The sequence below is a fragment of the Rothia sp. (in: high G+C Gram-positive bacteria) genome (assembly GCF_015265375.1).
GTDB lineage: Bacteria > Actinomycetota > Actinomycetes > Actinomycetales > Micrococcaceae > Rothia.
Genome location: NZ_JABZXW010000034.1, coordinates 1 through 25,792 on the forward strand (window position 1 = coordinate 1; position 25,792 = coordinate 25,792).

A 25,792-nucleotide genomic window follows, 5' to 3' on the forward strand; every position below is an offset into this window, starting at 1 on the left:
ACTTGTTACCCAGGCCCTCACCCTCAGAAGCGCCCTTCACAATACCCGCAATATCAACAAACGAAACAGTCGCAGGCAGAATACGCTCCGAACCAAAAATCTCAGCCAGACGGTTCAGACGCGCATCCGGCAGGTTCACCACACCCACGTTCGGGTCAATGGTCGCGAACGGGTAGTTAGCCGCCAGCACAGTGTTGCCGGTCAGAGCGTTGAACAGGGTGGACTTGCCCACGTTAGGCAGGCCAACAATGCCGATAGTTAGAGCCACAAGTTTTCCTTCGAATCATGTACCCCGCCGAACACTCAGGATGCGCCGCGTACGTGATGCGGCGGGTGCGGGCGGGCACAGGGCGAAAATGGTGCCCGCTTCCAAGCGCGGCACCGCCGGTCTCGGGAAGAAACGGGTGCGGGGCGCCTGCGGGCATAGACACTACCATTCTACCGTGTTCGCGCAGGAGGCGCCCCGGGTGCAAGAAATGGGCTATTGAGCTGGGGAGAACCACATGAAATACGGGGCGCTAAAAAATTAGATTCCCGAAACTCCTTCAAGTTTCACTTAAAACTTCAAGGTCAATGTAGAGTGTTTAACACCTACTGAAAACAGTAGGCATCAATCACACGATATTTGCATCATGGAGAAACAATGACTAGTTTCAAGAAGCTCCTCACCGCCTCCAGCGCGCTCGCTATCGCAGCCGTTGGGCTGAACGCACCCGCATCCCAGGCTGTCATACGCGGCAAGAACGCCGACAACCCCGCCACCGTAAAGATCTGGCTCCAGGGTGAGCACGACGGCACCAAGATCTGCACCGGTACCCACATCGGTAACGGTTGGGTACTCACCGCCGCACACTGTGGCCTGCACATGCACCACAAAACCCTCCGCGTCGGCTGGGGCGACCCCCGAACCGGTGCATACAACCCCGAACGCGGACAGACCAGTGCCGATGCACGAACCTACGGCGTAGAAGGCACCGCCGACCGCGCAGAATACCCGGACGACTACCGCGTAGACATGATGCTTATCCACTCCCCCGAGCTCGAAACCGCTCAGGTTCCCGCAATGCCTATCCGTACCGAGGGCACCGCCCAGCAGCTCGTCACCAAGACCTGCACCGCCTACGGTTACGGCGACCAGACCCCCGTACGCCAGAAGCCCCGCAAGGTTGGCGAGCGCCTCAAGTCCGTCTCGGTGCGCATGACCTCTGCTGAGACCGACGGCGCTACGATTGACAGCACCGCTCTGGGTAACCTGCACGGTCGCGGCCTCAACGGTTCTCTGTCTTCCGGTGATTCTGGCGGACCAGTCGTATGCGACGGTGTTCTTTCCGGGGTTATTTCGTCCATCGATAACGCGAGCGGTCAGCTCAATTTCGCTTCCCTTGACGCCGAAGAAGCGGCTTGGATTCAGAACACCGCCAATATCTAAAAACGGTATCTAGAAGCCCCAGTTTTGAGGGTCATTTAAACAAAAAATACTCGTGCGCTCTACGCAGTGCACGAGTATTTGTTTATTTCAAAGCTTCTCTGAAAATCTTGGAACAGACCAGAAAATCGGGTTAGAGCCAGCCGTTCTCCGTGGCGATACGCACCGCATCCTGACGAGTCGACGCACCCGTCTTCGCCATCGCCGCCGACAAATAATTACGCACCGTACCCGCCGACAAAAACAACGCCGACGCAATCTGCTGAGCCGTACCACCCGACGCCGCCTCACGCAGCACCTGCGCCTCACGCTCCGTCAACGGAGAAGCACCCGTCACCAAAGAATCCGCCGCCAACGACGGATCCACCACACGCAACCCCGCATGCACACGACGAATCGCCTCCGCCAACTGGCGAGCACCCGTATCCTTCACCACGAAACCGCTCGCACCAGCCTCCAGGGCGCGGCGCACATAGCCGGGGCGGCCAAACGTCGTCACAATCAGCGTACGCACCGGCTCACCCGACTCACTCACCGCACCCGCATCACGCAGCGCCGCAGCCGCCTCAATACCATCAGCCAGCAAAGTACCGGGCATCTGCACATCCAACAGCACCACGTCCGGCTTCAACAGGGCAACAGCGCCCAACACCTCATCACCACTACCGACCTGGCCCACAATCTGCAGGTCAACCTCCAAACCCAGCAGAGCGGCAAGAGCCTCACGGATGAGCTGCTGATCGTCAGCGAGCAGAACACGAATCATAGGAGCCTCCCAAGGGGCGAAGACGGGGTGATAACGGCGGGCGGAACAACCGCGTGAGGTTGTCTACCACCACCATACAGGGGCGGGTAGCTCCCCCGTCCAGAGCGCGGCGACAAGTTCCACAATCTGCAGAACCTATTTACAGCAGTGAGGTGTCGCCGTCCATGCTCACACGGATGCGCGTACCCACCCCACCGCCAGGGTTCTCCGCCAGCCACTGCGCGGGCGCCGCCTCAATCACCACGCTACCGCCGGACGCCGCCACACGCTGAGCCATACCTGTCAGGCCGTTACCGCGGGCATCGCCCACGCCCACGCCGTTATCGAGGATGTCCAGACCGGTTGCGCTCAGACGCACCCGCGCCGCGTTCGCACCCGAGTGGCGCACCATGTTCGTGACCGCCTCACGCAGAACCCAGGAGAACAGCTTCGCGTTCACGCCAGCCACTGCGAGCGCGTTCTGAGCCTCCGGCAGTTCGGCGCGAATACCGGCGGTCTGCAGGGCACGGCCCGCACCCTCAATCTCACCCGAGAAGTCGGGCACACGCAGGCGCGTCACGGTTGAGCGGACCTCCGCCAGGGATGCGCGGGACAGCTGCGCGATTGCCTCCATTTCCGCGCCGGCGCGGGCGGGGTCAATCTCCAGCAGGCGCTGCGCCAGCTCCGCTTTGAGGGTGATGACGGTCAGGGAGTGACCCAGCACGTCGTGCACGTCGCGGGCGATCTCTTCACGTTCCTCGGAGAGCGCCAGGGATGCACGCGCTACGTCCGCACGTTCGCCGAGCTCAATCAGGTAGGAGAAGCCCAGCATGCCCACCATCGGCGCACCGATAAAGAGGGCGATACCGCCGCGCGCGGTGACGTCAAAACCGCTGCCCGCCATAAAGATTAGCCAGCAGACCAGGGCAATCGTCGCTGCCACACCGAAGCGCAGGCGGTACGGGGCGATTGTGCCAAAAATCCAGAACGCCACAAAGTACATGCTGAACGACAAGAACACCGTATACGCCGATTCCAGCCGCAGCGCCGTCAGGCCAGCCACAGGCAGAGCCATCAGTATCGTCCAGATGACGCTTCGACGCACCGTGGAGGCGACCGGCACCAGCCACGGCACCGCGTACGCCGAGCAGTTCACCACCGCAAACAGCGCCACCAGCGCCACACCGGCCCAGCGCACCGGCCCCAGCTCCGGGGTGGTGAGGAAGCTGTCCAGCGGCATGAGCAGAAACACCAGCCACGGGGCGCTAAAGCCCAGTGCCAGCCAGTTCACGTTGCCGCTGCGTTCGCGGTGGAGGAAGCGGAAGCGGTGCTTGCCCAGGGTGCGCTTCGCGGCGGAGGGTGCCGCCTCGTTCTCTGCGTGGGGGTGTTCGTTCTCGTAGGAAGGGGTGTGGGTGTGGGTTTCGGTCATGGTTCTAGCCTAACGTGCGGGTGCCGCGGGTGCAGATACCACCGGCGCGGCGGTGTCAGTAGGGGCTGTGTTAGTAGATGCAGTGTGAGCGGGTACGGCTTCCGCCGCAGCCTCGGAAGCCCCTGATACTACGGAACCCTTAAGACTGCGGCGGGAAGAAGCATTTAGCGGCGGGTTGCGCGGCGCATCAGCAGGGCAGAAACACCCAGGAAGATAGCCGCCCACACAACCAGGCTCACCACTGCGTACCAGAGCGGCTCGGTCACGAACCAGTCCTCACCACCCAGAATAATGGTCTGACCTGCACTGAAGGGGTAGCGGGCAATCTCGGCGGCACCGTACAGCGGGGTGAAGCGGGCGTACTTCAGCAGGTCGGTGCTCAGCGGGGAGAACACGGTACCGAAGAAGCTCATAATCACCAGCAGACCGTTCGCAATGGACACGGCGTTCTCGTTACGAATCAGCAGGCCCATCATGATGCCGTAGAAGGCGAACACCAGACCGCACAGCACCGTCAGCGCGCCGGCGGCAAGCTGCTGGTTCACAGGAATCTCAACACCGGTAAACATGCCCACAATGTTCACCGCAATCACCGGCAGCGCAGAAATCACCAGGGCGGTCAGAGCCTTCGCACCCAGGTACTTGCCGGTGGTCAGCGGGGTCAGCGCCAGCTGGCGGTTCCAGCCGCTGGAGAGCTCGGTGACGGTGCTGCCGCTAATCGCCACGGTGTTCTGCACGGCACCGTACAGCGCCATGCCAATCATGACGTACGCTGCTACGTTGCCGTCGCCCATCTGCTGGGAGGAGTAGTCCTGCATCGCGCCAAAGAGCAGGAAGAAGACGATGGGCAGTGCCACGCCGAAGAAGAAACGGTCGGTCGAGAGGATAGAAGCGCGGATGTCGTAGAGTGCGTAGCGGAGCATGATGTTTTCCTTGAGGTGTGTAGCGGCGGCGTAGCGTTTAGATGGTCTGATGTTTAGGCGTCGGATGCCTTGGAGGCGGCGGCCTGCTCAGTCAGCAGGGTGAAGGACTCGTCCAGGGAGGGCTTGGTGACCTCCAGGTCGGTGATGCTGTAATTGTTCAGCAGAGTGCGCAGTACCTGCTCAATCTCCAGCACGGAGATGCGGTGGCGGTACCCGCCGGACTCTTCGGTGACCTCAACCGGCACATCCAGGTCGGTGATGGGTGCGGGTGCGAGGAAGCTGAGGTGGCGGTGGCCGGTCAGGGCGCGAATCTCGTCGGAGGAGCCGTCAGCGATGATGGAGCCGGATTCCATGAGCACGATGCGCTGTGCGAAGTTCTGTGCTTCTTCCAGGTAGTGCGTCGCAAAAAGAATGGTCGTTCCACGTTCTGCGATGGCTTCCATACGCTCCCAGAAGGTGCGGCGCGCATTCACGTCCATGCCGGCGGTCGGCTCGTCCAGAATCAGCAGTTCCGGCGAGTGCATGGTCGCCAGGGCGTAACGCAGACGCTGCTGCTGACCGCCCGAGCACTTGCCGACCTTACGCTTAGCAATATCGGTCAGGTCGGCACCGGCGAGTACCTCATCCACGTCAATGGGCTTGGGGTACAGCGCCGCAATCATCTCGACCGTGGCGCGGATCGTCAGATCCTTGAGCAGGCCACCGGTCTGCTGAACCGCACCGAGCAGACCGGCGCGTGCCGCCTCGGAGGCGTTGTGACCGAAGACGCTCAACTCGCCGCCGCTGGGCTGGGTCAGGCCAAGAATCATGTCGATGAGGGTGGTCTTACCTGCGCCGTTGGGGCCGAGCAGGGCGATGATTTCGCCGCGCTTGACGGTCAGGTCAATCGAGTCGACGGCGACCACGGTGCCTGCCGCGCGGGTGGAGAAAACCTGGCGGAGGGAGCGGGCAGAAATAACGGTTTCTGCGGTGTTGTTCTTGCTGTTCTGAAGTGCTGCGGTGTTCATGTTTCTATTACACCGCCGGTTTTCGCGCCGGTGCGGTACAGAGTGTCATGACCTGCACATGACAAATGTCATGAGTGAGGATATGCGAGCGTCGCGGCCGGTTACGCGAAGCGGGGGCTCCGTCCTCAAGGCGCCTGTATCAATCGTTGTTGGGGCGCCGCAGAGAGGGCACACCCCCAGCAGCGGAGGCGGTCGCGTGAAGCGGGGGCTCCGTCCTCAAGGCGCCCCAGCGCCGCAGAGGGGGCACTCCCCCGCGTAGCGTGAACGCGAAGCTGCGCAAGCGTCTCTATTCATGCATCCTCATGCACGAAAAACCCCGCGTAGCGAGACCACGTAGCGGCGGAGGCGGTCACGCGAAGCGGGGGCTCCGTCCTCAAGGCGCCCCAGCGCCGCAGAGGGGGCACTCCCCCGCGTAGCGAGACCGCGAAGCTGCGGAGGCAACCGGTTACGCGAAGCTGCGCAAGCACCCCTACCCGCGCATCAGATACAAAAATCCCCGTATCCAATCCCAAACGGGAGAAGATACGGGGATCTATAAGCTCTTGAGCAAGCCTTTAACGAGTGGGCTTAGCGCCGCGGCCACCGAGCTGGCGGCCCACGTTCTCGTCATTCTTCAGGGCGGAACGCAGTTCCTTCGGCAGGGAGAAGAGAATATCTTCCTTCGCGGTCTCGACCTCTTCGATGGTGCTGTAGCCGTACTCGGCGAGCAGAGCCAGCACCTCCTGAACCAGAACCTCGGGCACAGACGCGCCGGAGGTCAGGCCCACGGTTGCCACACCCTCGAACCAGGACTCGTCCACCTGGTGTGCGAAGTCCACGCGCTCGGCACGCTTAGCGCCGTATTCGAGTGCTACTTCCTTCAGGCGCACGGAGTTCGAGGAGTTCGCCGAACCCACCACAATCACCAGGTCTGCACGCGGAGCGATCTCCTTGATAGCGCCCTGGCGGTTGGAGGTTGCGTAGCAGATGTCGTCCGAGGGCGGATCCTGCAGGGACGGGAAACGCTCACGCAGACGCGCCACGGTTTCCAGGGTCTCATCCACGGACAGGGTGGTCTGAGAAATCCACACAACCTTCTCGGGGTCGCGGACCGTTACCTGATCCACTTCCTCGGGCGAGTTCACGATCTGGATGTGCTCGGGCGCCTCACCGGCGGTACCCTCGACCTCTTCGTGGCCGGTGTGGCCGATGAGCAGGATGTCGTAGTCCTGCTTGGCGAAGCGCACAGCCTCGCGGTGCACCTTGTTCACCAGCGGGCAGGTCGCGTCAATGGTGTTCAGGGAGCGGTCGCCAGCTGCGGAAACCACCGCCGGGGACACGCCGTGCGCCGAGAACACGGTCACGGAACCTTCGGGGACTTCGTCCACTTCATCAACGAAGATAGCGCCCTGCTTCTCCAGGGTCTCCACCACGTGGCGGTTGTGAACAATCTGCTTGCGCACGTAGACGGGCGCGCCGTAGTGCTCCAGCGCCTTCTCAACAGCAATCACGGCACGGTCAACGCCTGCGCAGTAACCGCGCGGGGTGGCGAGCAGGACTTTCTTCTCACCGGTGACGGGTGCGGCGGCTTCAACGTCGGCGCGGCTGCGGCGCTCGCGGGGTACGGGCGGCAGGCCCAGGGCAATAGTTTCAGTGGACATGGTTACTATCCTACGTTGTTCGGACTTTTAGTGTGTGATGACTGTGGCACCGCTCGCAGGGCTACGTCCCAGGGCGATGAGGCGAATCAGAATACCGAGCAGTAGGGCGAGGATTGCCATGACCAGCCCGTAGCTTGCCGCCGCCTGCAAGTGCCCGGTCAGTGACGGTGCAAGCTGGTTCCATGCCCCGGTAATCAGCGCCGTTCCGGCGGTGCTGTGGCTGGTAATTCCCAGGGATTCAGGGCTCTGGCCGCCAAACCAGGCTGCGGCGCCCCAGCCCAGCAGGGCGTAGAGCAGAGCCGTGACCACCGGTACCAGGATGCGGTGCCTGGGTGCCAGCAACGTAGCCAGCAGCAGGCTCAGCACCGAGATGATGGTCAGCGGCACGGTGGATTTGCCCAGCGCGGCGGCACGGTTAATGCCGGCGTGCAGGTACCATTCCTGTTGCTCCTGCTGGTTGTTGCCGTCCTTCAACCGGTCAATGTTGAGGGTTTCAGGGCCGAGCTTCGTCAGGTCCGGGTCGAAGGAGCCGATAGAGCCGACCTTCGCATCCAGCGCACGGTAGAAGGGGGTGAGCACAATGACGGCGGGACCGTCCTGGTGTTCGAGGTTGTAGCGGCGAGTTTCCTCGGCTATTTCCTTCCAGAGGCTTCGATATTCTTCAGTTTTTGACAGCTCAGCCGCGGAACGGTTGAGCAGGGAACGTATGCCGTCTTGTGTCGGCTTTACAAGAATGGAGTATAAGCCGCTTTGTTTGGTGCCGTCGAGGAAGGTTGTCATAGCTTCGGAGTTCATGAGGTCTTCGACTGCGCCGTCCGCGATGCGCGAGGCGAGCTGCGAGTCCTCCGCCAGGTTGGAGGAAATCTGCGAGAAACCACGCTCTGACATGAGCTTTGAGTTCACCCAGGCACCCGTGGTTGCGCCCAGGCCGGTCACCAGGGCCAGGGCGCACAGCACAACGGTCAGGAACCTGCGCAAACCTGCCGCGAAGGGAGGCTCCGGGGCAGCTTGCAATTCGGCTTTAGTGGGAGCTGTCCCGTGGCCGAGCGTGCGCGTGGGCTGTAGCAGGGTGGTGTCTTCATCCGCTGTGTAGTAACTACCCTTGTGGTAGCCGTCCGTGCGGGTGATCCGGGTGTTCATCACGCGGGTCGCATCCGCCGGGTAGTTCTGAGCGCCAATACCCGCCGCAGACGAAGCCGCGGCGGTATTGGGGGCATTGTTCTGATGTGCTGACTGATCGGGTGAGCGCATGAGCCTAGGGTACCCGCTCACACTGTTCAAAGCCGATTCAGACCCGCCGAATGCGCCAGTAGCTAAGTTCCGTCTGCACTCCGTGCAAGCTCACCGATTCGCCCGGCTGACCTGTGAGCGGGCGTATAACCACCCAATCAGGGACAATAGAGGGTATGAACTTCTACAACCCCTCCGCAGCGCAGCCGACACCCGCACTGGTGGTGCCGCCCGTGCACGAGCGGCAACTCCCCGCAAAGTCGCAGGAGACCACCGCCACCAACCCCTGGCCCCTCGCCCTGCTCGCGCAGAACCTCAAAAACTACGTAGACAAGGTTCCCGAGCTGTGGGTGGAGGCGCAGGTCGCCTCCCTCAACGGCCGCGGCGGCAACGTCTTCATGGAGCTCAAGGACCTCAATGAAGATTTCTCCTTCACTCTCGCGCTCTTTGGGCGTGCCGGTAGCGGCCTGGCGGCTGATGTGACCGTAGGCGCTCGCATCGTCACCCGCGCCAAGCCGAGCCTGTGGAAGAACGGCAAGCTCTCCCTCATCGGCAAGGAAGTGTATGCGGTCGGTACCGGTAACCTGCACGAGCAGCTGCAGCGTCTGCGTGAGGCTCTCGCCGCCGAGGGGCTGTTCTCTGACGCGCGGAAGAAGCCGCTACCCATGCTGCCCAACCGTGTGGGTCTGATTACCGGTCGCGATTCTGACGCGGAGAAGGACGTTATCCGTAACGCCTCCCTGCGCTGGCCCGGCGTGACCTTCGAGGTGCGCAACACCCGCGTGCAGGGTGAGGGCGCGGCTCAGGAGGTCATCGCCGCCCTCGCTGAGCTGGATGCCCACCCGGAGGTGGACGTCATCGTCATCGCCCGAGGCGGCGGCTCCTTCGAGGATCTGCTCCCCTTCTCCGAGGAGTCGCTCATCCGCGCCGTCGCGGCAGCCACCACCCCGGTGGTCTCGGCAATTGGCCACGAGGCGGACTCCCCCATCCTCGACGCGGTCGCTGACCTGCGCGCCTCCACCCCAACCGATGCGGGTAAGCGCATTGTGCCCGATATTTCGGAGGAGACTGCCCGCATCACCGAGGCGCGCGCCCGCCTGGACCGTGCGGTGCTCGGCTACGTGGGCATGCAGATGAACTACATTGCCCAGCTACGCAGCCGCCCGGTGCTCACCCACCCGGAGTCCTCCCTGCTCATGCGTGTGGAGGAGCTGAGCCAGCTGCGCGAGCGCGCCCACCGTTCGGTGCAGCACCGCCTGGAGCGTGAGTCGGCGACCCTGTCGCACACGTTGGCGCGGGTGCGTTCGCTCTCTCCTGCGCAGACGCTGAACCGCGGCTACTCCATCGTTCAGGATGCCGCGGGCGCTATTGTGCGTGACGCTTCGGCGCTGAGCGAGAGCGAGCAGATTACGGTGCGCGCGGCGACCGGTTCGGCGCAGGCGACCGTGACCTCCACGGATCCCTCGAACATCTCCTAAACCTCAATACCCCTAAAGTTTTACCCCAAGTTTTTACCTCTGAAAGGTTCCTCAATGAGCGAGAACATTAGCTTCAACAGCGCCGAGCTGGGCGCCCCCGTCGAAACCCTCGGCTACGAGCAGGCGCGCGCCGAGCTGGAGCAGGTCGTGCGCCAGCTGGAGTCCGGCGCCAGTGACCTGGAGACCTCTATCGCCCTGTGGGAGCGTGGCGAGGCGCTTGCCGCCCGCTGCGAGGCGTGGCTGCAGGGCGCGCAGGAGCGCCTGAACGCGGCACGCGGCGCACAGGCAGGTGCACAGAGCGGTCAGGAGCCTGCGGCGAACTAAAGCCGTTTCCAGCACCCGCTCTGGCGCATCCGCGAAGCCGCTAAAAATAGCCTGCCCCGCAACTCATCAGAACTGCGGGGCAGGCTATTTCTATCTGTCACAAGGCAGAGACAGCAGGGCTAGTGCTTCTGCTTGTAGTCAGCCATGAAGTTACCCAGGCGCTCCAGGGCACTGGTGAGGGTCTGCGTATCGGGCAGGAACACCAGACGGAAGTGGTCCGGGTCCTTCCAGTTGAACGCGCGGCCGTGGCTGAAGAGAATCTTCTGGCTCTTGAGCAGATCCAGGGCGAACTGCTCGTCATCGGTGATGTCGAAGCGCTCAATATCAATCTTCGGGAACAGGTAGAGCGCGCCGTCCGCGCTGGTGCAGCTGATGCCGTCAATCTCGTTGAGCATCTTGTGCGCCAGGGTGCGCTGCTCGTACAGGCGGCCGCCGGGAACGATTAGCTCATTAATGGACTGGTAGCCGCCGAGCGCGGTCTGGATTGCGTGCTGTGCCGGGACGTTGGAGCACAGGCGCATGGAGGCGAGCAGGTGAATACCCTCAAGGTAGCTTGCGGCGTCCTTCTTCGGGCCGGTGATTGCGACCCAGCCTGCACGGTAACCACAGACGCGGTACGCCTTGGACAGGCCGGAGAAGGTCAGGCAGAGCACGTCGTCGCCGGTGAGGGTTGCCATGTTGATGGCCTCTGCGCCATCGTAGGTAATCTTTTCGTAAATCTCATCAGAGAACACGACCAGACCGTGTTCGCGTGCCACATCCACAATCTGCTTAAGCACGGAACGCGGGTAGACGGCACCGGTGGGGTTGTTCGGGTTAATAACCACGATGCCCTTGGTGCGCTCGGTAATCTTCGACTTGATGTCTTCGATGTCCGGGTACCAGTTGTTTTCCTCGTCGCAGAGGTAGTGCACGGGCTTGCCGCCCACCAGCGCGGTGGATGCGGTCCACAGCGGGTAGTCGGGCATGGGGACCAGGATTTCGTCGCCGGTCTCGCAGAGTGCCTGCAGGGTCATCGGGATCAGCTCAGACACACCGTTACCCAGGTAGATGGAGTCGGTGTCGAGGTTCATGATGCCGCGGTTCTGGTAGTGCTGCACAATGGCGGTACGTGCCGAGTAGAGGCCGCGGGAGTCAGAGTAGCCCTGGGTTTCAGGCAGGTGACGAATGATATCCATCATGATGGCATCCGGCGCCTCAAAGCCGAAGGGTGCGGGGTTACCAATGTTCAGTTTGAGGATGCGGTGACCCATCGCCTCCATGCGATTGGCCTCGTCCAGAATGGGGCCGCGGATGTCGTACAGGACGTTGCTCAACTTTGAGGACTGACGGTACTTCGTCATGATGATTTACTTTCTAGGGTGATCCAAAATGAATTGTGCTGCGTCATCATCTGCGATGGGGTTGGAACCGCTAGTCAGACGCAACAGGAACGAGAGGTTACCCGTGTCTAATGTAGATGATACGCGGTTAATCGCCGTACGGGCGCTATCTGGCAGGGTACGACGGATAATGGGCACCAGCTGCTGCTGCAAAAGTGCCGTCGAGGGGTCTTCCAGGGTGACCAGGCGGTTATCGTCAATTGCCGAGTCGCAGCTGTGCAGCAGGGTCACCTGCACGGTGTCTGCGGTGAGGGCGTTGACGCGCTCGGCGGGGTCGTCCTGAATCTTCGGGTCGTGCACGCGGTAGTGGTAGAGGCTACGCAGGGAATCCACGCCGTAGGTGCCGCTGGAGTACCCGGTCGGAATGGAGAACGCCAAAGAAGACTGCACATCGCGCAGGTTTGCGAGGGAGTTGAGCTTGTGGCGGGCGCTCACGGCGCGGGTGGTGACCAGTACATCCTTGTTGGTGGCGTTAGCGCCGTTGAGGAGCATGAGCTCTTCGGGCAGGATGCGCGAGATGGCATTGGTCATGTCGGTGGTGCTCATGGCGCGCAGGTTGATGGGGTCTGCGGAGCGGGTGGAGCTTGCCGAGGGGCTTGCGGTGCCGTCTTCTGCCTGTGCGGAGGCGGCGCTCTCCGAGGCGGTGGGGGTGACGGTGGGCGCGGGCGGCAGGGTCACGCCGGCGGCTGCCGCGGAGGCACTCACGGAGGCGGCGATACGCTCGTTCTGCGCGGCGGCGGGGCTGATTTTACCGTCGTCGGTCAGGTAGAGCAGCAGGTCGCCACTGTAGTCGATGACCAGGTCCAACGATTCAAGGGCGGCGGCAGTGGTGCTGCCGGTTTCCTCGTCGTCGGGCAGGGTTGCGGTGGGGGTGGCTGAGTTAGCCGAAGGCACCATGAGCCCGCGCAGGGCGGTCGCACGGCTGTTGTCGGTGTCAACCAGTTCAACGGTGTAGCCGACCTGGCGCAGGGCGCGCGCGTACACGTGCGCTACGGCGCGCATCTCACGCAGGGCACCGTAACCGATACGCAGGGTGCCGTAGCTGGACGCCGAGGGGTCCACGTGCGGGGTCGTGTCGTTGCTACCGCAGGCGGCAAGAATCGGCATGAGCGCCAGGGAGGTGAGCGCCGCACGACGGGTGATGGTCAGTCGGTTCATTAGGAGAGCTTCCGTGCGTTTTCATCGGCAAGAAATTCGCGGTATTCGCGTGCCCAGCTAGCGGCGTTGGAGTAGCCCATCATGGAGGCTACCTCGTCGATGAGGGTGCCGTAGCGGATGGTGTCTAGCTCAGCGATGGGTACCCAGCGTGCCGTGTCGGAGGATCCGTTGATTTCGTGGCGCAGTTCGCCGGTGACAATGTGGGCACGGAAAACCACCCGCAGGGCGCAGAAGGGTAGTGCTTGCGGGTCTTTCTGGGTGGAGCGCACGGGGAAGTGTCCGGCGTGCACGCCCAGAATGTCTTCAATGGCGACGCTGTAACCGGTCTCTTCGAGGGTCTCTCGTAGCGCGGTTTCGTCGGCCTGTTCGCCGGGTTCCATGCCGCCGCCAGGCAGGGACCAGAGGGGGCTGAGCGCGCGGTCTTCGGGCACCCAGCGGGTCATGAGCAGCTTGCCCTGCTCAATGATCACTGCGTAGGCTGCGGGTCGGGTTTCCATTGCTAATGCCATGGTTTGATTTTACCGTCTATCGTTCGTTAGCGTTTCTTGCCGCGGCGTGCGCTGGCGGCTTTGGCGGACTGTCGAGCGTGCTGGCGTGCGTTACCGTTTTTCTTGGCGTTGGCGCGCTTTTTATCGCGTGCTTCGCGGCGGGCGTTGGCGGCTCGTGCCTTCGCTTTTTCCTTTGCCTTTTCAGCGGCGATGCGTTCGGCGCGTGCCTGCCGGGTTTCGCTACCACGCTCACTGGTTGCGGTGCGGCCACGCACAATACCGATGAAGTCCTGCAGGAGCGCCTCGAGCTCTTCGCTGCGCGGCTCGCCCTTGGGGGCACGCGGCCAGACCAGGTGCACCGGGTAGGTGTCCATACCCGCAACGGGGCGGTAGGTAAGGTCCTTGCGGTGGTAGAAACGCGCAATGGACATGGGCACAATGTACAGGCCCACACCGGCGGCAACCAGCTCGATGGTTTCCTTATCGGTCAGGCCCTCGGGCACGATGCGACCGGCACTCTCACGCCATGCGCGGGAGACTTCCTCATAGGCGGGAATATCGGAGGCGGGCTGCAGCAGGAACTCTTCGGCAAGCTCCTCCACGGGCACCTCATCAAGCACGGTGAGCACATGGTCCACCGGCAGAATGACCACGGGCAGCTCCTCGTAAAGGCGGATGCTGTGGTACTTTTCGCCGTCGGCGCTTGCCGGTTCGCGGTCGGGGCGCACAATGCTCATGTGTGCGAAGGGGTTCTCGGGTACGTCCTTACGCTCAATGGGGGCGTGCTCGGTAGCCTCAGCGCTAACCTCGACGGGCGCCTCGGAGGCAGTTTCTTCCGCAGAGTTGAGGGCAGGGTCAATCAGGCACAGGTCCTGATGCAGGGAGTCCAGGCCGCGCGCCTCACGCACGGGTACCTCCGCCAGCTGCACACGGTCGCCGAAACGCTCGTGCCAGCGGTTGAACCACTTGCCGGGCATAATCGCGGGCACGTAGCTAATGCGCAGCACAGAGCGCTGCAGCACGGGGATGGGCAGAGCATCCGGGGTCTGGATCATCGCCAGCTGCTCGGGATGCAGGTACACGCGGGTGGGAGCTTCGCTTTCTACCTGGTCGGTAGCGTTTTCAGGCGCACTCTGCTCGGGGTCGATTGCGGTGAGGGCAGAGTCGTTGACGGGCTGCTCTTCGGGGGTGCCTGCGGTGGAGGATGCGGATGAACTCATCCCTCCACGCTAGCACATCTTGGGCGGGGGCATTGAGGTCAGGTGAGTGGCCTCAACCCGGCGAGATAGTGCACCTATCCCCCGCTGAAGGTAGGACTAGTTCTCGGCGATGTTATCCGCAGTGTTCTCAACGGTTTCGCGGTTAATGCGGCGTTCGCGCAGCTGAGTCACAATGACCAGCACCGTGATAACAATGGCAAGGGCGAGCGGGAACATCCACGGCTCCAGGCCGAGGGCCGCAAGAATTGCGAAGCCGATGGTGGTGTAAATACACGCCCACATGAAGGTTCCAACCAGCATCGCGGGAACCCAGCGACGCAGAGGCATTTTCGTGAAGCCGGTCGTGATGATGACCGCGGTTTGCAGACCCACGGTGAGAAAGCAGAGGGGCACAGCAATAACGCCCCACCGATTAATCAAGCGGCGCGCTTTACGGTAGAGCGGGCTGTCCATGGCTTTGCGGATGCGGTCGAGGCGGGCACCGCCTTCAGCAGCAAGCGCGCCAAGAGCGTACACGATGCTGGTGCGGACGATTCCGACCACCCACATGAAAGCTAGGGCAACCTCAATCGGGAGTGCGTCAAACCAATCTTTCACCCGGCTATTCTCTCATGAGTGGGCGATATTAACCTGATTGAAGGTTCTTTGAGGCTTCTTATTCGACTTTTGGAGGGGTCAGAAAATTTTTTTAAATTTTTTCAGCCGGGGGTTATTGCCCCTTGTCGCCTGCAATGGCGCGGATTTTACTTAGGGCAACCTTAGTTTATTGACAGGGTGTCGCTATTTTCAGCTTGTCACCCGCACGGGAATTAGGATATATTTTTATTACCGAATAGGGCAGGCCTTGTGGGAAGGCCTTCCTAATCGGTCTAGAAGACTTTCTTCCTGTGTGTGATGCTAGAAAAGGAACCCCATGGACGGGGTTCCTTTTCTTTTTAACTTCTTCCCAATCATCCCCAGGCATACAAAAACCCCGACAGTGTGAACTGTCGGGGTTTTATGCGTGTCTGGAGCAAAGTCTACTTCTTACCCTGGTTCTTGTCCTGGCGGTGCAGTGCACTCAGCGGCTTAGGCAGCTGAACCGGGTTCCAGGTGTTGCTAACCGCCTCAAAGGAGGAGCCGGCACCGGGGTGACGGTTCGTCGAACGAACACCGCCGGTCGCAGTAGCACCGGTCGAAAGAACCGAATCGTTCAGCGAGGCGATATCCAGCGCATCGAACTCGGAATCGTCCAGGACATCCGGCAGAGGAATCTCTTCGGGAATCGGCTGAGCGGGAGCCTGAGTAGCAGGTGCCGCAGGTGCCTGACGGACGGGCGAGCCGTCGCGCAGAGCCTGGCGAGCCACCGGCTGATCCGACTGAATAGCTGGCTGCTGAGCAGGAGCTGCTACCGGCTGTGCAGGTGCCTGGGTGGCTGGTGCAGGCTGAGCTGCTACCGGCTTGGCGGGAGCCTGTACGGGTGCCTGAGCGGGCTGTGCAGGCTGAGGCTGGACAGGCTGGCTCGGATCAACCGGAGCCTGCTCTACCCGCTGAGGCTGTGCCGCAGTACGCGGTGCACCGGAGGAAGTAGCGGAACCGCTCTCCTGATCAAAGAGCACGCTACCGCGGCGAATCGGTTGGAATCGACTCGGACGCTGCTGGCGACGCTCCTGACGGTGTGCGACGGGCGCCTCCGCCGCGCGGGCAGAACGGGCAGGTACGGGACGGGCAGCGTGAGAAGACTCAGATGTTGCAGGCGCTTCTGCCTGAGCTGCTTCTGCCTGGTGTGCCTCTTCAGAGGAGTCCACCGCAATGTGCGCGCGGCTCGGGCGTGCCGCCTCGCGGTTCACACCGCGCACCGGCTTACAGGCAGCTGCCTCACGGGTTGCGGGGCGAGCCTCAGGCTCTTCAGTAGCTTCAGAATCTGAGCCCTCGGCAGCCGAGTCCTCTACCGACTCGGAAGCGTCATCGTAAGCTTCTTCGCCGTCGGACTCTTCGTACGCCTCAGCGTCAGTACCCTCGGCATCTTCTGCTTCTGCCTTGGCGCGGCGCTCATCGCGGCTCGCCTTGACCTGGTTAGAGACAGACTCCAGCAGACCAAAACGACTCACAGCCCATGCGCCGCCAGCAAGAATCAGGAAGAGAACAGCCCAACCCCACGCCAGAACGCCAAAGAGCGCCAGAAGACCGGTCACCAGGGCAAGCACGCCCAGACCAGCTGCAACCAGCAGGGCGATACCGCTCGGGCTCGAGGTATCAAAGTAGGACAGCGGCGAGGGCTTCGGCTCCTCCACCACCGGAATTTCATCGGTGTAGGGAGCAGTCGGGGAAGAATCGCGAATCTGCGAAATAGAAGCCGTATCCGGGGCAGGCTGAACGGCATCCTCTACAGCGTGGGAGGAACGGGAAGAAGCCTGCGGAAGAGCAGAAGAAGGCAGAGAAGTACCCGGCGCCACCGCGTGATCGGAAGACTGGTACGCCTCCGACTCATTCAACAGCACGCCAGCGGAGGCGAGAATATCCTCCGCAGTACGCTCGGCACTAATCAAGGGACGCTCGGGCTCCACGGAAGGACCAGCGGGCGCGCGACGCAGGCTCCTGGGCACAAACCACAGCAGCAAAATCACGGTCAGAATTACCAACACACCCGAGGTGTTCAACAGCGTCATATCAGGTCGCCCTCTATCGTCCCTTTATCCCTAGACTTTAATCATACCCTTATATTCCCGATGCTTTCCATAAGCGGCAAGAATCGGGCTGGATATGCGCATATACCCCAGAAGGAATATGCGCACTACGACGTCGTCGCGTCCCTGCACAAGACACACTCTGGACCCTCACCCAGCAGCACGCCACACGCATAACGGACACGAACGACGCAAAGGAAGGCGCCCTCCCATGGGGGCTAAAACGCCCCACCGGAAAGAACGCCTTCCTCAGCGTGGTTGGTATTTATCGGTTGCCCTCATCAGAGAGCGGATGCAGAGTAATTAGCAGTTCTCTGCAACAAAGTCCTTCAGCCATGCGCGCAGGTCGTCACCGAACTCGGGACGCTCAGCAGCAAGAATAACGTTTGCCTTCAGGTAAGACAGCTTGTCACCGGTGTCGAAACGGCGGCCGGAGAAGACCACACCGTAGACGCCTTCGCCTTCACCCTCGCCCTGAGCCAGGGTCTGCAGAGCGTCGGTCAGCTGAATCTCGCCGCCGCGGCCCGGAGCGGTGTTCTCCAGAACCTCGAAGACCTTCGAGCTCAGAACGTAACGGCCAATCACAGCGTAGTTCGAGGGAGCCTCATCAGCAGCAGGCTTCTCAACCAGGCCGGTGATCTTCACGAAACCGTCTTCGCCCTCAACAGCCTCAATAGCAGCTGCGCCGTAAGCGGAAATAGCCTCGCGAGGAACCTCCATCAGGGCAACGACGGAGCCGCCGGTGCGCTCCTGAACCTCCACCATGCGGGAGAGCAGGTCTTCCTTCTCGTCAATCAGGTCATCGCCGAGCAGAACAGCGAATGCCTCGTCACCAACGTGGCGCTTTGCGCGCAGAACAGCGTGCCCCAGGCCCTTGGGGTCACCCTGACGCACGTAGTGCAGGTCGCCACCGAGCTCATTGGTCTCAACAACAGATGCTAGCAGGGCGTCCTTACCCTGCTCAGCGAGCTGCTGCTCCAGAACGGGAACGCGGTCGAAGTGATCCTCGAGAGCACGCTTGTTACGGCCGGTAATCATCAGAACGTCGTTCAGACCGGCACGGATTGCTTCCTCCACCACGTACTGAATCGCGGGGCGATCAACGACGGGGAGCATTTCCTTGGGGGTTGCCTTCGTTGCGGGCAGGAATCGGGTGCCCAGACCAGCAGCAGGAATAACTGCCTTAGTAACAGACTTAATTTCAGTAGCCATGGCACAAGAATACCCTAAGTTGTAAAGTACTTAAGGCGATTTATCGCGACTATGACATGAAAAAATCTTCAACGTGACTAACTACATATCAGTGAAGGTACATTCTTCGGGGTGTTGAGAAAATATGTTCATCAGAACCCAATGCTATTTTCTGCAATCCCTATACTAAAAAGTAGAATCTACAGCTCGGCAGAGCAGGTTGCTTTTTGTCGCCCACAAGGATGTTTTCACTCCACCTCAAATACCCCTCAACACAGAGGCACCACGACTCAAACCAACCAACCTAGCCCATAGAGCCACTCTGCCCCACCCCCCATATAAGACCTCACCCACAAAGACGATGGGACACACCATGCCTCTCAATACCGCAGCCGCCACCAGCAACTCCGATGCCGGTGCCAGCGCAGACGACATCTCCCTGGATAAAGACATTCTCCGCTCCCAAATTCGCCCGCGACGCCTCACCGCCCGCAGCCACCGCGGCGAACACGGCCAGCAGCACATGCAGGAACTCTTCACCACCCACATCCTCGAGGCGGTCGCACTGCGGGTCCACTCCCCCGGAACCATCGCAGCGTACCTGCCCACCAAGTCCGAGCCGCCCATCATCGAAGCACTAACCCGCCTGCACAAGGACGGACACCGCATCCTCGTGCCCGTCGTACGCCCCGGTCGCAAACTCGCCTGGGTGCACTGGGACCCCGCGGTCGAGCATCCGCTCAGCCCCATGGGCATCCCCGAACCCGAAGGTGAAGAACAGGACGAACGCGCCTTCGTTGATGCCGACCTGCGCCTCATCCCCGCACTCGCCTTTGATGCCGGCGGGCACCGCCTCGGTCAGGGAGGCGGCTACTACGACCGCATTATTCCCCTGCTCAGCGACCAGCAGCTGGAGGAGCAGAGCATCGGCGTGGTCTTTGCCGACGAAATTTACGAAGTAATCCCCTACGACCAGTGGGACGCTATTCTGCCGGTACTCCTCACCGAGCAGGGTATCTACCGCACCCGTTAGCAGGTCTAAAAGTACCCGATTCTCCCGTGCCCGCTTCACTCCTGATTGACACCCCGAATCTTTATGCAAAAGCACAAAGATACGCGGGACACACCCACAAAATCACTCAGGAAAAAGGCAAAAAGAAACCAAAAATAGCTTTTTGAGAAGAAAACGCAAATAGCTCCCAACCTTTCAAAAGCGGTACACTCAAACCACGTTAATAAACCATCCCAGCGAAAACGGATACAGAAGGACAAAATGCCGGTCTACGTTTACCAGTGCAAGAATTGCAACCACGTCTTTGAACAGCGCCAGTCCTTTAGCGACGATGCACTGCGCATCTGCCCGCAGTGCGGCGAAGAAACCCTGCGCAAGCGCTACAACACCGTCGGCGTGACCTTCAAGGGTTCCGGCTTCTACAGCACCGACAAGGGCAACTCCTAAACGGGGTTCCACACCAGCCAAAACGAGGGGCGGGGCAACACAGGTTGCCCCGCCCCTCGGCGTTTTAAGAAGCGCTCCCTTCGGGAAGACGCTACACGATATTGTTACCCCAATGCGGAGGACGTTGCTGACGCATCCATTCCAGACGCTCACGCTCCTCCGGGGTTAGCGGCTGCGCAGAAGCCGTCGCCTTCTTGGTACCAGCCTTCTGGGAGTTCTGTTGCTGAGCACCGGTTTTCTTCGCGGAAGCACCCGCGGCAGACGAGGTACCCGAAGCCACAACCGGCGGCGGTGTCACACCCACCAGCAGAGGTTCAGCCCCGCTCACCGAGCCGCCGCCGCTCACACGGCGGTGCCCACGGCGAGGCTTCGGCGTTGACGAATAACTAGCCACGAACCTCAGCGCCCTCATCCATGTCCAGGTAGTGCAGCACGCGCGCCACCACAGCATCCGGATCAGCGAACACCTCCAGGGTGCCCAGGGTGATGTAGTTCCAGCCCGTGCGGCTCAAACGCTCCGGCACCAGGCGGGTACGCTCACGCACCGAAGCACGCGCATAGTTCGGCTCGCCATCGGAGCACGCCACCAGCGGCATAGCCGCCGGAACGCTCGGGTTCGACGAGACCACGGGAGCCACACCCAGCGCGGGAACCGGCTCAGCTGCCAGCTTCTCCGGGGCGTGCGCAATCAGAGCGATATCGCCCTCACCGCGGGTCACACGCACACCGCGAGCCTGCAGGCGCACCACCAAATCGTTCAGCAGCCAGTCGCCCAGATCCGGGGTGTCCGCATCATCGGCAGCCAAGAACGCGTTACGCGGCAGGGTCTCCGGCACGCGCTGTGCCTTTGCCTCCGCCTCTTCGCGCGCCTGGCGTTCCGCATGCTCACGCAGCAGGTGGTAGAAGTCCACCGCGCCGTGATGCAGCTTCTGCGGGTCCAGCTCCGACGGGTCAATGCACGAGACGATGCGCAGGGCACGGCGGGCACGAGTCAACGCCACCACAAAGCCCTGACGGCCGTGCTCGGCAGACAGCTGACCCAAATCATACGACGCCTGACCCAGTCGGGCACGGCCCACACCCAGAGAGAAAATCACGGTATCGCGTTCAAGGCTCTCAGCGCGGGTCAGGTCGACCACACGGAACGACTCCTCACCGGCGGCAAAGAACGGCGCCAGCTGCGGGTACAGGCTCAAGGCATGACGCACCGACTCAGCCACACGCTGAGCGTGCTTCGGGCTAGCCGTCACAACCGCCAGCGAACGGTCCGGGGTGCGGTACGCGTGCTCGAGCACCAGGTTCGTGACGCGCTCCACCTCAACACCGGGCGAATCCAGGTTCGCGTTATCGCTGACCTTACCGCGAGTATCAATGTACTCAACGGTCAGAGAACCGGCAGGCTGAGCGGAGGCGCGGCTCACCGGAGCCGCATGCAGCTGCGAACCGTAGAACTCACGGTTCAGGTAGTCCAGAATCACCGGGTCCATGCTGCGGTGAAGCATCGCCAGGGTGCGGTTGGGCAGTACGGTAGCGAGCACGTCGAAGGTGCTGTCCAGCTGCTCGTCGGTCGGCTCGGGTGCACCAAAAGTCGGCGCAGACACGATGAACGGCGAGGGGTAACCAGAATGCGGGTCGCCCAGCGCAATCACCTGGTCGGCGCGAGTAATCGCCGGCAGGTTCGCCGCCAGCGGGGTCGACTCAGAATCCAGCAACAGCACCGTGTCAAAACGCATAGATGCGGGAACCTTACGCGCCAGGGCGAAGGGGCTCGCGGTCCACAGCGGCAGCAGGGTACGCGCCATGACCGGGGCGTGAGTCAGCAGCTCCTCGAGCACGAACTCGTAGCCGCGCAGCTGGCTCTTCAGGTACGCCGCCTGGTCGTGCTCGGATTCAATACGCTCGGTCCACACGCGCGCGACCTTCGCCAGCAGACGCGCCGGGGCGCTGGTCATGTGGGCGTAGTCGGCGCGACGGAAACGGGACTCCGTATCGCGCAGACGGTCGCCGTCCAGCAGCTTACCCTCGTGATGCTGCAGCAAGAACTCCAGGGCAGACTGCCACCAGGCAAGCTCCAGCTCAGCGGAAACAACCTCGGTCGGAACCTGACGCGCATACAGGTCATCAAGCAACTCCGACAGGCCGCGCTCACGCAGCTTTTGGGTCAGAGCGTCACGCTCCGGCAGGGTCATGAGCAACACGCGGTCCGCCATGAGGGCGTCCAGGCGGGCGTCCAGTGCGTCCAGGTCGGTGCGCACAAAGTCGGTACCCTCAATGGTGTCCGCCAGGACAATGCCCAGACCTGCCAGCTCAGACACCAGGGAGTTCAGGGCGGCAGCCAGCTGATCCAGGTTCTCCGGAATCTGCGGGGTGCGGGGCGCCTCAATGTGGCGAATCCACTCGGCACGCTCAGCCTGAACAATCTTCAGCTGCTCGTGCAGGTCACCGATATTCACGCCGGGCAGGATGTACTCCTTAGCCGCGCGGCGCAGGCGGGAACGCTGCATACTGCTCATCTCGATGCCGTTCTCACGGCGCCACGCGCCCGAAGCGGTCGCAGCGATCAGGTCGGTCACCGGGCGGTCATACACGTCCGCACGGAAACGCTTGAGCGTCTCGCGGATGCGCATCAGAATCGCCAGCTGCGACTCCCACTCAGAGATGGTGCGGCCGCGGCGCAGGCCCAGCATGGCGCTGGTCTGGTTCATCGCTTCACGCAGGTTCAGCAGGGAGGACTTGAGGGTAATGACCAGGGCGTACGCCTCGGCGGCTTCCTCGTCATTGACCAGGCGGGCACGGTACCACGGGGAGGTACGCGAGGCCGACGCAAAACCGTCAATCTCGCCCAGGCGCACCAGCTCAGCACGCACCTGCTCACGCTCCATGAGCGAGTCGAGCATGGGGCGGTCAAAACGCACGCGGGTTGCCGGGCCGTCCTCGGAGGCGGTCAGCTCAGCCAGACGCTGTAGCGCCGAGTAGACGGAAATCTGCCAGTTCGCGTCCTTGTTCAGCAGGGCACGAGTATGGTCGAGCAGCGCGGCGCGAGTCGCGACGAGCTCTTCGTTCAGGTCCTCAGAGTTCGGCTCTTCGGCGCTCTCGTTGCGCACAATCGCGCGAATGAATTCGGCGCGCTGAGCCTCAGAATCGTGCTCGGCAAGCAGGTCGTAGCGCAGGCTCTCGATGCCGGTGCGCTTGAGTAGCGCAGAGAATTCGGCAAGGGTGGAGCGCTTCTCGCCCACGACAAGCACGGACTTACCGCGCCCCATCAGGGCGGAAGCAATGTTCACGGCGGTGCGCAGCGGCTCGGTGCCGGGTGCCGCGGTGATCGTGAAGGAGAAACCGCTCACCGCGGTGTCGATAATCTCCTGGGCGTTCGCGTCAGCGTCCAGCAGGAGCATTTCCTCTGCCGGGTCGCGCTGGTCCAGGGGCTGCTGCAGATTGTGTGCGTTGAGCTCACGCGGCTTCACGCCGGGCACCTTCAACGCCGCCAGATCACGAACCAGCGGGGTGATGGCGGTGTGCGGCAGCTCGCCCAGGCTTTCCTTCAGGTCAGCGAAGGTGGAGATGAAGTACTTCGACTCGATGGTCATGCCCGGAATACGACCGGCGGAGGCGCGCATACGCTCAATAACCGGCTCGGGGTCCAGACGGGACATGGAGTTCGCCAGCTGCGCCACGTCCATGGTGCCCAGGTCGATGCCGTACTCCTGCTTGATCTGGCGGACCATCGCCGGGTTCAGGCGCGCGGAACCGGCGAGGCGCAGCTCGAAGTCGTCGTCCTTCGGGTGCGGGGTGATGCTCAGCGGCGCCATGAGGATTGGCGCGATGAAGCGCTTCTCGTAGGCGGCGGCGGCGTCGCGGGTGTCGTGCGATAGCCAGGAGGCGGTACCCGCCACGAAGTAGCCGGAGTCCAGGCCATGGTCGGTGGCGAGTTCGTAAATCTTGGTGCGCAGGGTGCGTGCGGAGCGCATGCCCGCCTCCAGCTGCGACTTGTCGCGCAGAATCGTGGAGAGGCGGGTCTTACGTCCGGCGAGCAGCTGTGCCAGACCGGAGGGGTTCGCCTCGGACAGGTCGATGTGCACGTAGTCGACCTGGTTGAAGTCGAGCATCGCGTCGGGACCGGTGTAGACGTCCATCTGTTCCGCCCAGCGCTCAAGCCCCGCCGAGGGGTCAAAGTCCTCGTGGGCGGGGTTCAGGTGTGCGGGCAGCTCGGCGATGTTGATTTCGTCGGCTACTTCGTGGGTTTCCTCTGCTGAGGTCGCGGCGGCTGCGGCGGGCTGAACAGTATCAGCCGGGGTACCGGGTGCGTGTTGCGAGTCGGTAGGCTCGGGAATCTGGTTCACGTCGTGAGTGTCCTTGTGGGTCAGTGCGGTGTACGTTTGCGCGTACACACCGAAGATGGTGGTTCTTCCGGGGTCCTCTGCCCGGTGTGCCTCATGCTGTGCTTCAAGCGGGGCGGGTGTCAGCGCGCGCCTGCGTGCTCAATGCTCCTGTGTGCTTAATACGCCGGGTGCTTACTTCGACCACATTGCGATGTTGGCGACGAGCAGCACTACGGTCACCAGTACGTAGAAGACTAGGGCAGGCAGAAGCGCCCAACGGTACTTGGGCGCCAGCTCGCCTTCCAGGTTGCCGAAGCGCAGGGAGCGGAAGAGGAAGAAGCTCAGGATTGCGCCAGGCAGGTTACCGATGATGACCAGCAGAATGGTCAAGTACAGGGCGTAGGCTCGTTCGGTGCGTTCGTTCTCTGCACCCGCGAACTTGAGGGTGCCGCCCAGCAGCAGGCTGAGGCAGGCGTTCAGGAATGCCACGGTGAAGAAGGGAATTTTCAGGGCGGCTTGGAAATCCATCTGGGAGTTCGCTGCGCCCAGGGCAATCCACAGCAGCAACAGCGCGGGGATAATCATGAGGTACCAGAACAGGTACTTACGCATCTTCTCGGTGTTTTCGATGAGCGCGAAAATTGCGGTCACAGGGTGTCTCTTTCAGATGGTCTCAGGCGGATTCGGTCGGATTCAGGAGGAGTGAGTGAAGGAGCAGGTGGGCACAGTAATGCCTTGTCAGGCGTCGGTTTCGTCCCCAGCGTTGAGGGCGTCGTCCACCTGGTCCTGCAGGGATTCGCGGCGCTCATTCTCAACGTGTTCAATGTAGCGGCGCACGATGTAGTCCAGCAGCACCGACAGCGCCACAAAGGAGTAGTAGGGCTTGCGCTGGGTGCTGATCTGGGTGGGGGTCGTCTGGTAGTGCAGGGAGTACTCGGCGTGCGAGGACATGTAGTTCACACCAATGGCGGTCACCGCAATCATGGGGATGCGGCGCAGCGCCAGCATCTTAATGTGTTCGCGCATGTTCTCGGTCTGACCGGAGAAGGACACAATGATGACCACGTCGTCCTGGGTCATATTGTTCATGGCGCTTTCGAACTCATTACGTGCCGGGATGACCTGGCAGAACTTACCGCAAACCTGCATGGACTTGGTAAATTCCTGCACGGCGTTGCGCTGGGCGTAGCCGGTGCCAAAGCAGTACACGGTGCGAGCCTCATGGATGCGCTTGAGCAGTCCGCTCAGCTCCATGTGCTCGAGGTAGTCGTAGGTGCGCTGAATATCTTCGCGGCCACTCTCAATGAACCGCGGGTTGAAAGGTTCGCTGCGGTTCAGAGAGGACTTAATGAAGTACTTCAACTCAGCAAATCCGGAGAAGTTCAGCTTCTTCGTCAGGCGGATAATTGAGCTGGTCGAAGTATACGTTTTATGTGCCAGAGAGTTGATCGTTGACTCTGCAACGAACTCTTCGTTTTCTAGCATGAATGCCAAAATTTCCCGTTCAGTTTCACTGAACCGGTGCTGGTTCGCATTCACTACGTCTTGTAAATCCACTCAAAGCTCCTGAATCCGATGGTGAGCAATATATAAATAGTACACGCTCTAGGGTCATCGGCCAGGGTGGGCGAGGGTGGTCGTATCTCACTTTGGGTGGGTGCATCGTACAGGTTTGAGTCCAGGCACGCGCCCGGGTACAGCTTCGCC

23 protein-coding genes are annotated in these 25,792 nt (G+C 61.7%); 5 read left to right on the forward strand and 18 right to left on the reverse strand.

Features of this window, described 5'->3' with window-relative positions; all coding sequences use genetic code 11:
• On the reverse strand, nt 1-268 hold a 268-nt coding region (locus HXO69_RS05705; protein ID WP_296545832.1), incomplete at its 3' end, for a GTPase.
• Nucleotides 269-643: 375 nt separating this feature from the next.
• Here HXO69_RS05705 and HXO69_RS05710 point away from each other — a divergent pair.
• Entirely contained in the window at nt 644-1,429 is a 786-nt protein-coding gene (locus tag HXO69_RS05710; RefSeq protein ID WP_296545834.1) for a trypsin-like serine protease, read from the forward strand.
• A gap of 130 nt (nt 1,430-1,559) precedes the next feature.
• Here the strand turns inward: HXO69_RS05710 and HXO69_RS05715 are convergent, their stop codons facing one another.
• The 6 genes from HXO69_RS05715 to HXO69_RS05740 all read right to left on the reverse strand — a co-directional run bounded on the left by HXO69_RS05715 (nt 1,560) and on the right by HXO69_RS05740 (nt 8,421).
• Entirely contained in the window at nt 1,560-2,192 is a 633-nt protein-coding gene (locus HXO69_RS05715) for a response regulator (protein WP_005508461.1), read from the reverse strand.
• A 139-nt stretch (nt 2,193-2,331) separates the two neighbouring features.
• On the reverse strand, nt 2,332-3,600 hold the full coding sequence (locus HXO69_RS05720; RefSeq protein WP_296545835.1) for a sensor histidine kinase: 1,269 nt from the start codon (nt 3,598-3,600) through the stop codon (nt 2,332-2,334).
• Nucleotides 3,601-3,764: 164 nt separating this feature from the next.
• Nucleotides 3,765-4,523, reverse strand: coding sequence for an ABC transporter permease (locus HXO69_RS05725; RefSeq protein ID WP_296545836.1), 759 nt, complete (start codon nt 4,521-4,523; stop codon nt 3,765-3,767).
• 53 nt (nt 4,524-4,576) lie between these two features.
• Nucleotides 4,577-5,530, reverse strand: a complete 954-nt coding sequence (locus HXO69_RS05730; protein WP_296545837.1) for an ABC transporter ATP-binding protein — start codon at nt 5,528-5,530, stop codon at nt 4,577-4,579.
• Between the two features lie 554 nt (nt 5,531-6,084).
• Nucleotides 6,085-7,170 carry a 4-hydroxy-3-methylbut-2-enyl diphosphate reductase gene (locus tag HXO69_RS05735; RefSeq protein ID WP_049349333.1) on the reverse strand — a complete coding sequence of 362 codons (1,086 nt, stop codon included), beginning with the start codon at nt 7,168-7,170 and terminating at the stop codon, nt 6,085-6,087.
• Nucleotides 7,171-7,197: 27 nt separating this feature from the next.
• A complete protein-coding gene (locus tag HXO69_RS05740; protein ID WP_296545838.1) occupies nt 7,198-8,421 on the reverse strand; it encodes a dehydrogenase in 1,224 nt (407 codons plus the stop codon).
• A 155-nt stretch (nt 8,422-8,576) separates the two neighbouring features.
• Between HXO69_RS05740 and xseA the strand changes: the two genes are divergently transcribed.
• Complete coding sequence (gene xseA / locus HXO69_RS05745) at nt 8,577-9,878, forward strand: exodeoxyribonuclease VII large subunit (RefSeq protein WP_296545839.1); 1,302 nt, start codon at nt 8,577-8,579, stop codon at nt 9,876-9,878.
• Between the two features lie 54 nt (nt 9,879-9,932).
• Nucleotides 9,933-10,202: an exodeoxyribonuclease VII small subunit gene (locus HXO69_RS05750; RefSeq protein WP_070642875.1), complete on the forward strand. Its 270-nt coding sequence runs from the start codon at nt 9,933-9,935 to the stop codon at nt 10,200-10,202.
• A gap of 119 nt (nt 10,203-10,321) precedes the next feature.
• On the opposite strand, the gene HXO69_RS05755 is transcribed toward HXO69_RS05750, so the two are convergent.
• The 7 genes from HXO69_RS05755 to galU all read right to left on the reverse strand — a co-directional run bounded on the left by HXO69_RS05755 (nt 10,322) and on the right by galU (nt 18,328).
• Nucleotides 10,322-11,545, reverse strand: coding sequence for a pyridoxal phosphate-dependent aminotransferase (locus HXO69_RS05755; protein WP_296545841.1), 1,224 nt, complete (start codon nt 11,543-11,545; stop codon nt 10,322-10,324).
• A 6-nt stretch (nt 11,546-11,551) separates the two neighbouring features.
• Nucleotides 11,552-12,742: a glycine betaine ABC transporter substrate-binding protein gene (locus HXO69_RS05760; RefSeq protein WP_296545842.1), complete on the reverse strand. Its 1,191-nt coding sequence runs from the start codon at nt 12,740-12,742 to the stop codon at nt 11,552-11,554.
• Nucleotides 12,742-13,239, reverse strand: a complete 498-nt coding sequence (locus HXO69_RS05765; RefSeq protein WP_296545844.1) for an NUDIX domain-containing protein — start codon at nt 13,237-13,239, stop codon at nt 12,742-12,744. The genes HXO69_RS05760 and HXO69_RS05765 overlap by 1 nt, the downstream gene beginning before the upstream one ends.
• A gap of 38 nt (nt 13,240-13,277) precedes the next feature.
• Nucleotides 13,278-14,450, reverse strand: a complete 1,173-nt coding sequence (locus HXO69_RS05770) for a LysR substrate-binding domain-containing protein (protein ID WP_296545845.1) — start codon at nt 14,448-14,450, stop codon at nt 13,278-13,280.
• Nucleotides 14,451-14,546: 96 nt separating this feature from the next.
• Complete coding sequence (locus HXO69_RS05775) at nt 14,547-15,047, reverse strand: DedA family protein (protein WP_049341824.1); 501 nt, start codon at nt 15,045-15,047, stop codon at nt 14,547-14,549.
• Nucleotides 15,048-15,469: 422 nt separating this feature from the next.
• Nucleotides 15,470-17,098 (reverse strand): hypothetical protein, encoded by a 1,629-nt coding sequence (locus HXO69_RS05780; protein WP_296545848.1) that lies wholly within the window; start codon nt 17,096-17,098, stop codon nt 15,470-15,472.
• Nucleotides 17,099-17,419: 321 nt separating this feature from the next.
• A complete protein-coding gene (gene galU, locus HXO69_RS05785) occupies nt 17,420-18,328 on the reverse strand; it encodes a UTP--glucose-1-phosphate uridylyltransferase GalU (protein ID WP_070642885.1) in 909 nt (302 codons plus the stop codon).
• A 352-nt stretch (nt 18,329-18,680) separates the two neighbouring features.
• Between galU and HXO69_RS05790 the strand changes: the two genes are divergently transcribed.
• Together HXO69_RS05790 and HXO69_RS05795 are read left to right on the forward strand one after the other, a co-directional pair.
• Nucleotides 18,681-19,340, forward strand: coding sequence for a 5-formyltetrahydrofolate cyclo-ligase (locus tag HXO69_RS05790; protein ID WP_296545850.1), 660 nt, complete (start codon nt 18,681-18,683; stop codon nt 19,338-19,340).
• Between the two features lie 240 nt (nt 19,341-19,580).
• Nucleotides 19,581-19,766 (forward strand): FmdB family zinc ribbon protein, encoded by a 186-nt coding sequence (locus tag HXO69_RS05795; protein ID WP_005508445.1) that lies wholly within the window; start codon nt 19,581-19,583, stop codon nt 19,764-19,766.
• Between the two features lie 91 nt (nt 19,767-19,857).
• On the opposite strand, the gene HXO69_RS05800 is transcribed toward HXO69_RS05795, so the two are convergent.
• The 4 genes from HXO69_RS05800 to HXO69_RS05815 all read right to left on the reverse strand — a co-directional run bounded on the left by HXO69_RS05800 (nt 19,858) and on the right by HXO69_RS05815 (nt 25,642).
• Nucleotides 19,858-20,160: a hypothetical protein gene (locus tag HXO69_RS05800; protein ID WP_296545852.1), complete on the reverse strand. Its 303-nt coding sequence runs from the start codon at nt 20,158-20,160 to the stop codon at nt 19,858-19,860.
• Nucleotides 20,153-24,154, reverse strand: coding sequence for a DEAD/DEAH box helicase (locus tag HXO69_RS05805; RefSeq protein ID WP_296545854.1), 4,002 nt, complete (start codon nt 24,152-24,154; stop codon nt 20,153-20,155). The genes HXO69_RS05800 and HXO69_RS05805 overlap by 8 nt, the downstream gene beginning before the upstream one ends.
• Before the next feature lie 123 nt (nt 24,155-24,277).
• A complete protein-coding gene (locus tag HXO69_RS05810; RefSeq protein ID WP_070642894.1) occupies nt 24,278-24,736 on the reverse strand; it encodes a cell shape determination protein CcmA in 459 nt (152 codons plus the stop codon).
• 87 nt (nt 24,737-24,823) lie between these two features.
• Complete coding sequence (locus HXO69_RS05815; RefSeq protein ID WP_005505083.1) at nt 24,824-25,642, reverse strand: MurR/RpiR family transcriptional regulator; 819 nt, start codon at nt 25,640-25,642, stop codon at nt 24,824-24,826.
• Nucleotides 25,643-25,792: the final 150 nt, after the last annotated feature.

Excerpts from the sequence above, each read along its gene's own strand:
- HXO69_RS05710 (WP_296545834.1), top strand. The coding sequence starts at position 644 with ATGACTAGTTTCAAGAAGCTCCTCACCGCCTCCAGCGCGCTCGCTATC.
- HXO69_RS05715 (WP_005508461.1), bottom strand. The coding sequence starts at position 2,192 with ATGATTCGTGTTCTGCTCGCTGACGATCAGCAGCTCATCCGTGAGGCT.
- HXO69_RS05720 (WP_296545835.1), bottom strand. The coding sequence starts at position 3,600 with ATGACCGAAACCCACACCCACACCCCTTCCTACGAGAACGAACACCCC.
- HXO69_RS05725 (WP_296545836.1), bottom strand. The coding sequence starts at position 4,523 with ATGCTCCGCTACGCACTCTACGACATCCGCGCTTCTATCCTCTCGACC.
- HXO69_RS05730 (WP_296545837.1), bottom strand. The coding sequence starts at position 5,530 with ATGAACACCGCAGCACTTCAGAACAGCAAGAACAACACCGCAGAAACC.
- HXO69_RS05735 (WP_049349333.1), bottom strand. The coding sequence starts at position 7,170 with ATGTCCACTGAAACTATTGCCCTGGGCCTGCCGCCCGTACCCCGCGAG.
- HXO69_RS05740 (WP_296545838.1), bottom strand. The coding sequence starts at position 8,421 with ATGCGCTCACCCGATCAGTCAGCACATCAGAACAATGCCCCCAATACC.
- xseA (WP_296545839.1), top strand. The coding sequence starts at position 8,577 with ATGAACTTCTACAACCCCTCCGCAGCGCAGCCGACACCCGCACTGGTG.
- HXO69_RS05750 (WP_070642875.1), top strand. The coding sequence starts at position 9,933 with ATGAGCGAGAACATTAGCTTCAACAGCGCCGAGCTGGGCGCCCCCGTC.
- HXO69_RS05755 (WP_296545841.1), bottom strand. The coding sequence starts at position 11,545 with ATGACGAAGTACCGTCAGTCCTCAAAGTTGAGCAACGTCCTGTACGAC.
- HXO69_RS05760 (WP_296545842.1), bottom strand. The coding sequence starts at position 12,742 with ATGAACCGACTGACCATCACCCGTCGTGCGGCGCTCACCTCCCTGGCG.
- HXO69_RS05765 (WP_296545844.1), bottom strand. The coding sequence starts at position 13,239 with ATGGAAACCCGACCCGCAGCCTACGCAGTGATCATTGAGCAGGGCAAG.
- HXO69_RS05770 (WP_296545845.1), bottom strand. The coding sequence starts at position 14,450 with ATGAGTTCATCCGCATCCTCCACCGCAGGCACCCCCGAAGAGCAGCCC.
- HXO69_RS05780 (WP_296545848.1), bottom strand. The coding sequence starts at position 17,098 with ATGACGCTGTTGAACACCTCGGGTGTGTTGGTAATTCTGACCGTGATT.
- galU (WP_070642885.1), bottom strand. The coding sequence starts at position 18,328 with ATGGCTACTGAAATTAAGTCTGTTACTAAGGCAGTTATTCCTGCTGCT.
- HXO69_RS05790 (WP_296545850.1), top strand. The coding sequence starts at position 18,681 with ATGCCTCTCAATACCGCAGCCGCCACCAGCAACTCCGATGCCGGTGCC.
- HXO69_RS05795 (WP_005508445.1), top strand. The coding sequence starts at position 19,581 with ATGCCGGTCTACGTTTACCAGTGCAAGAATTGCAACCACGTCTTTGAA.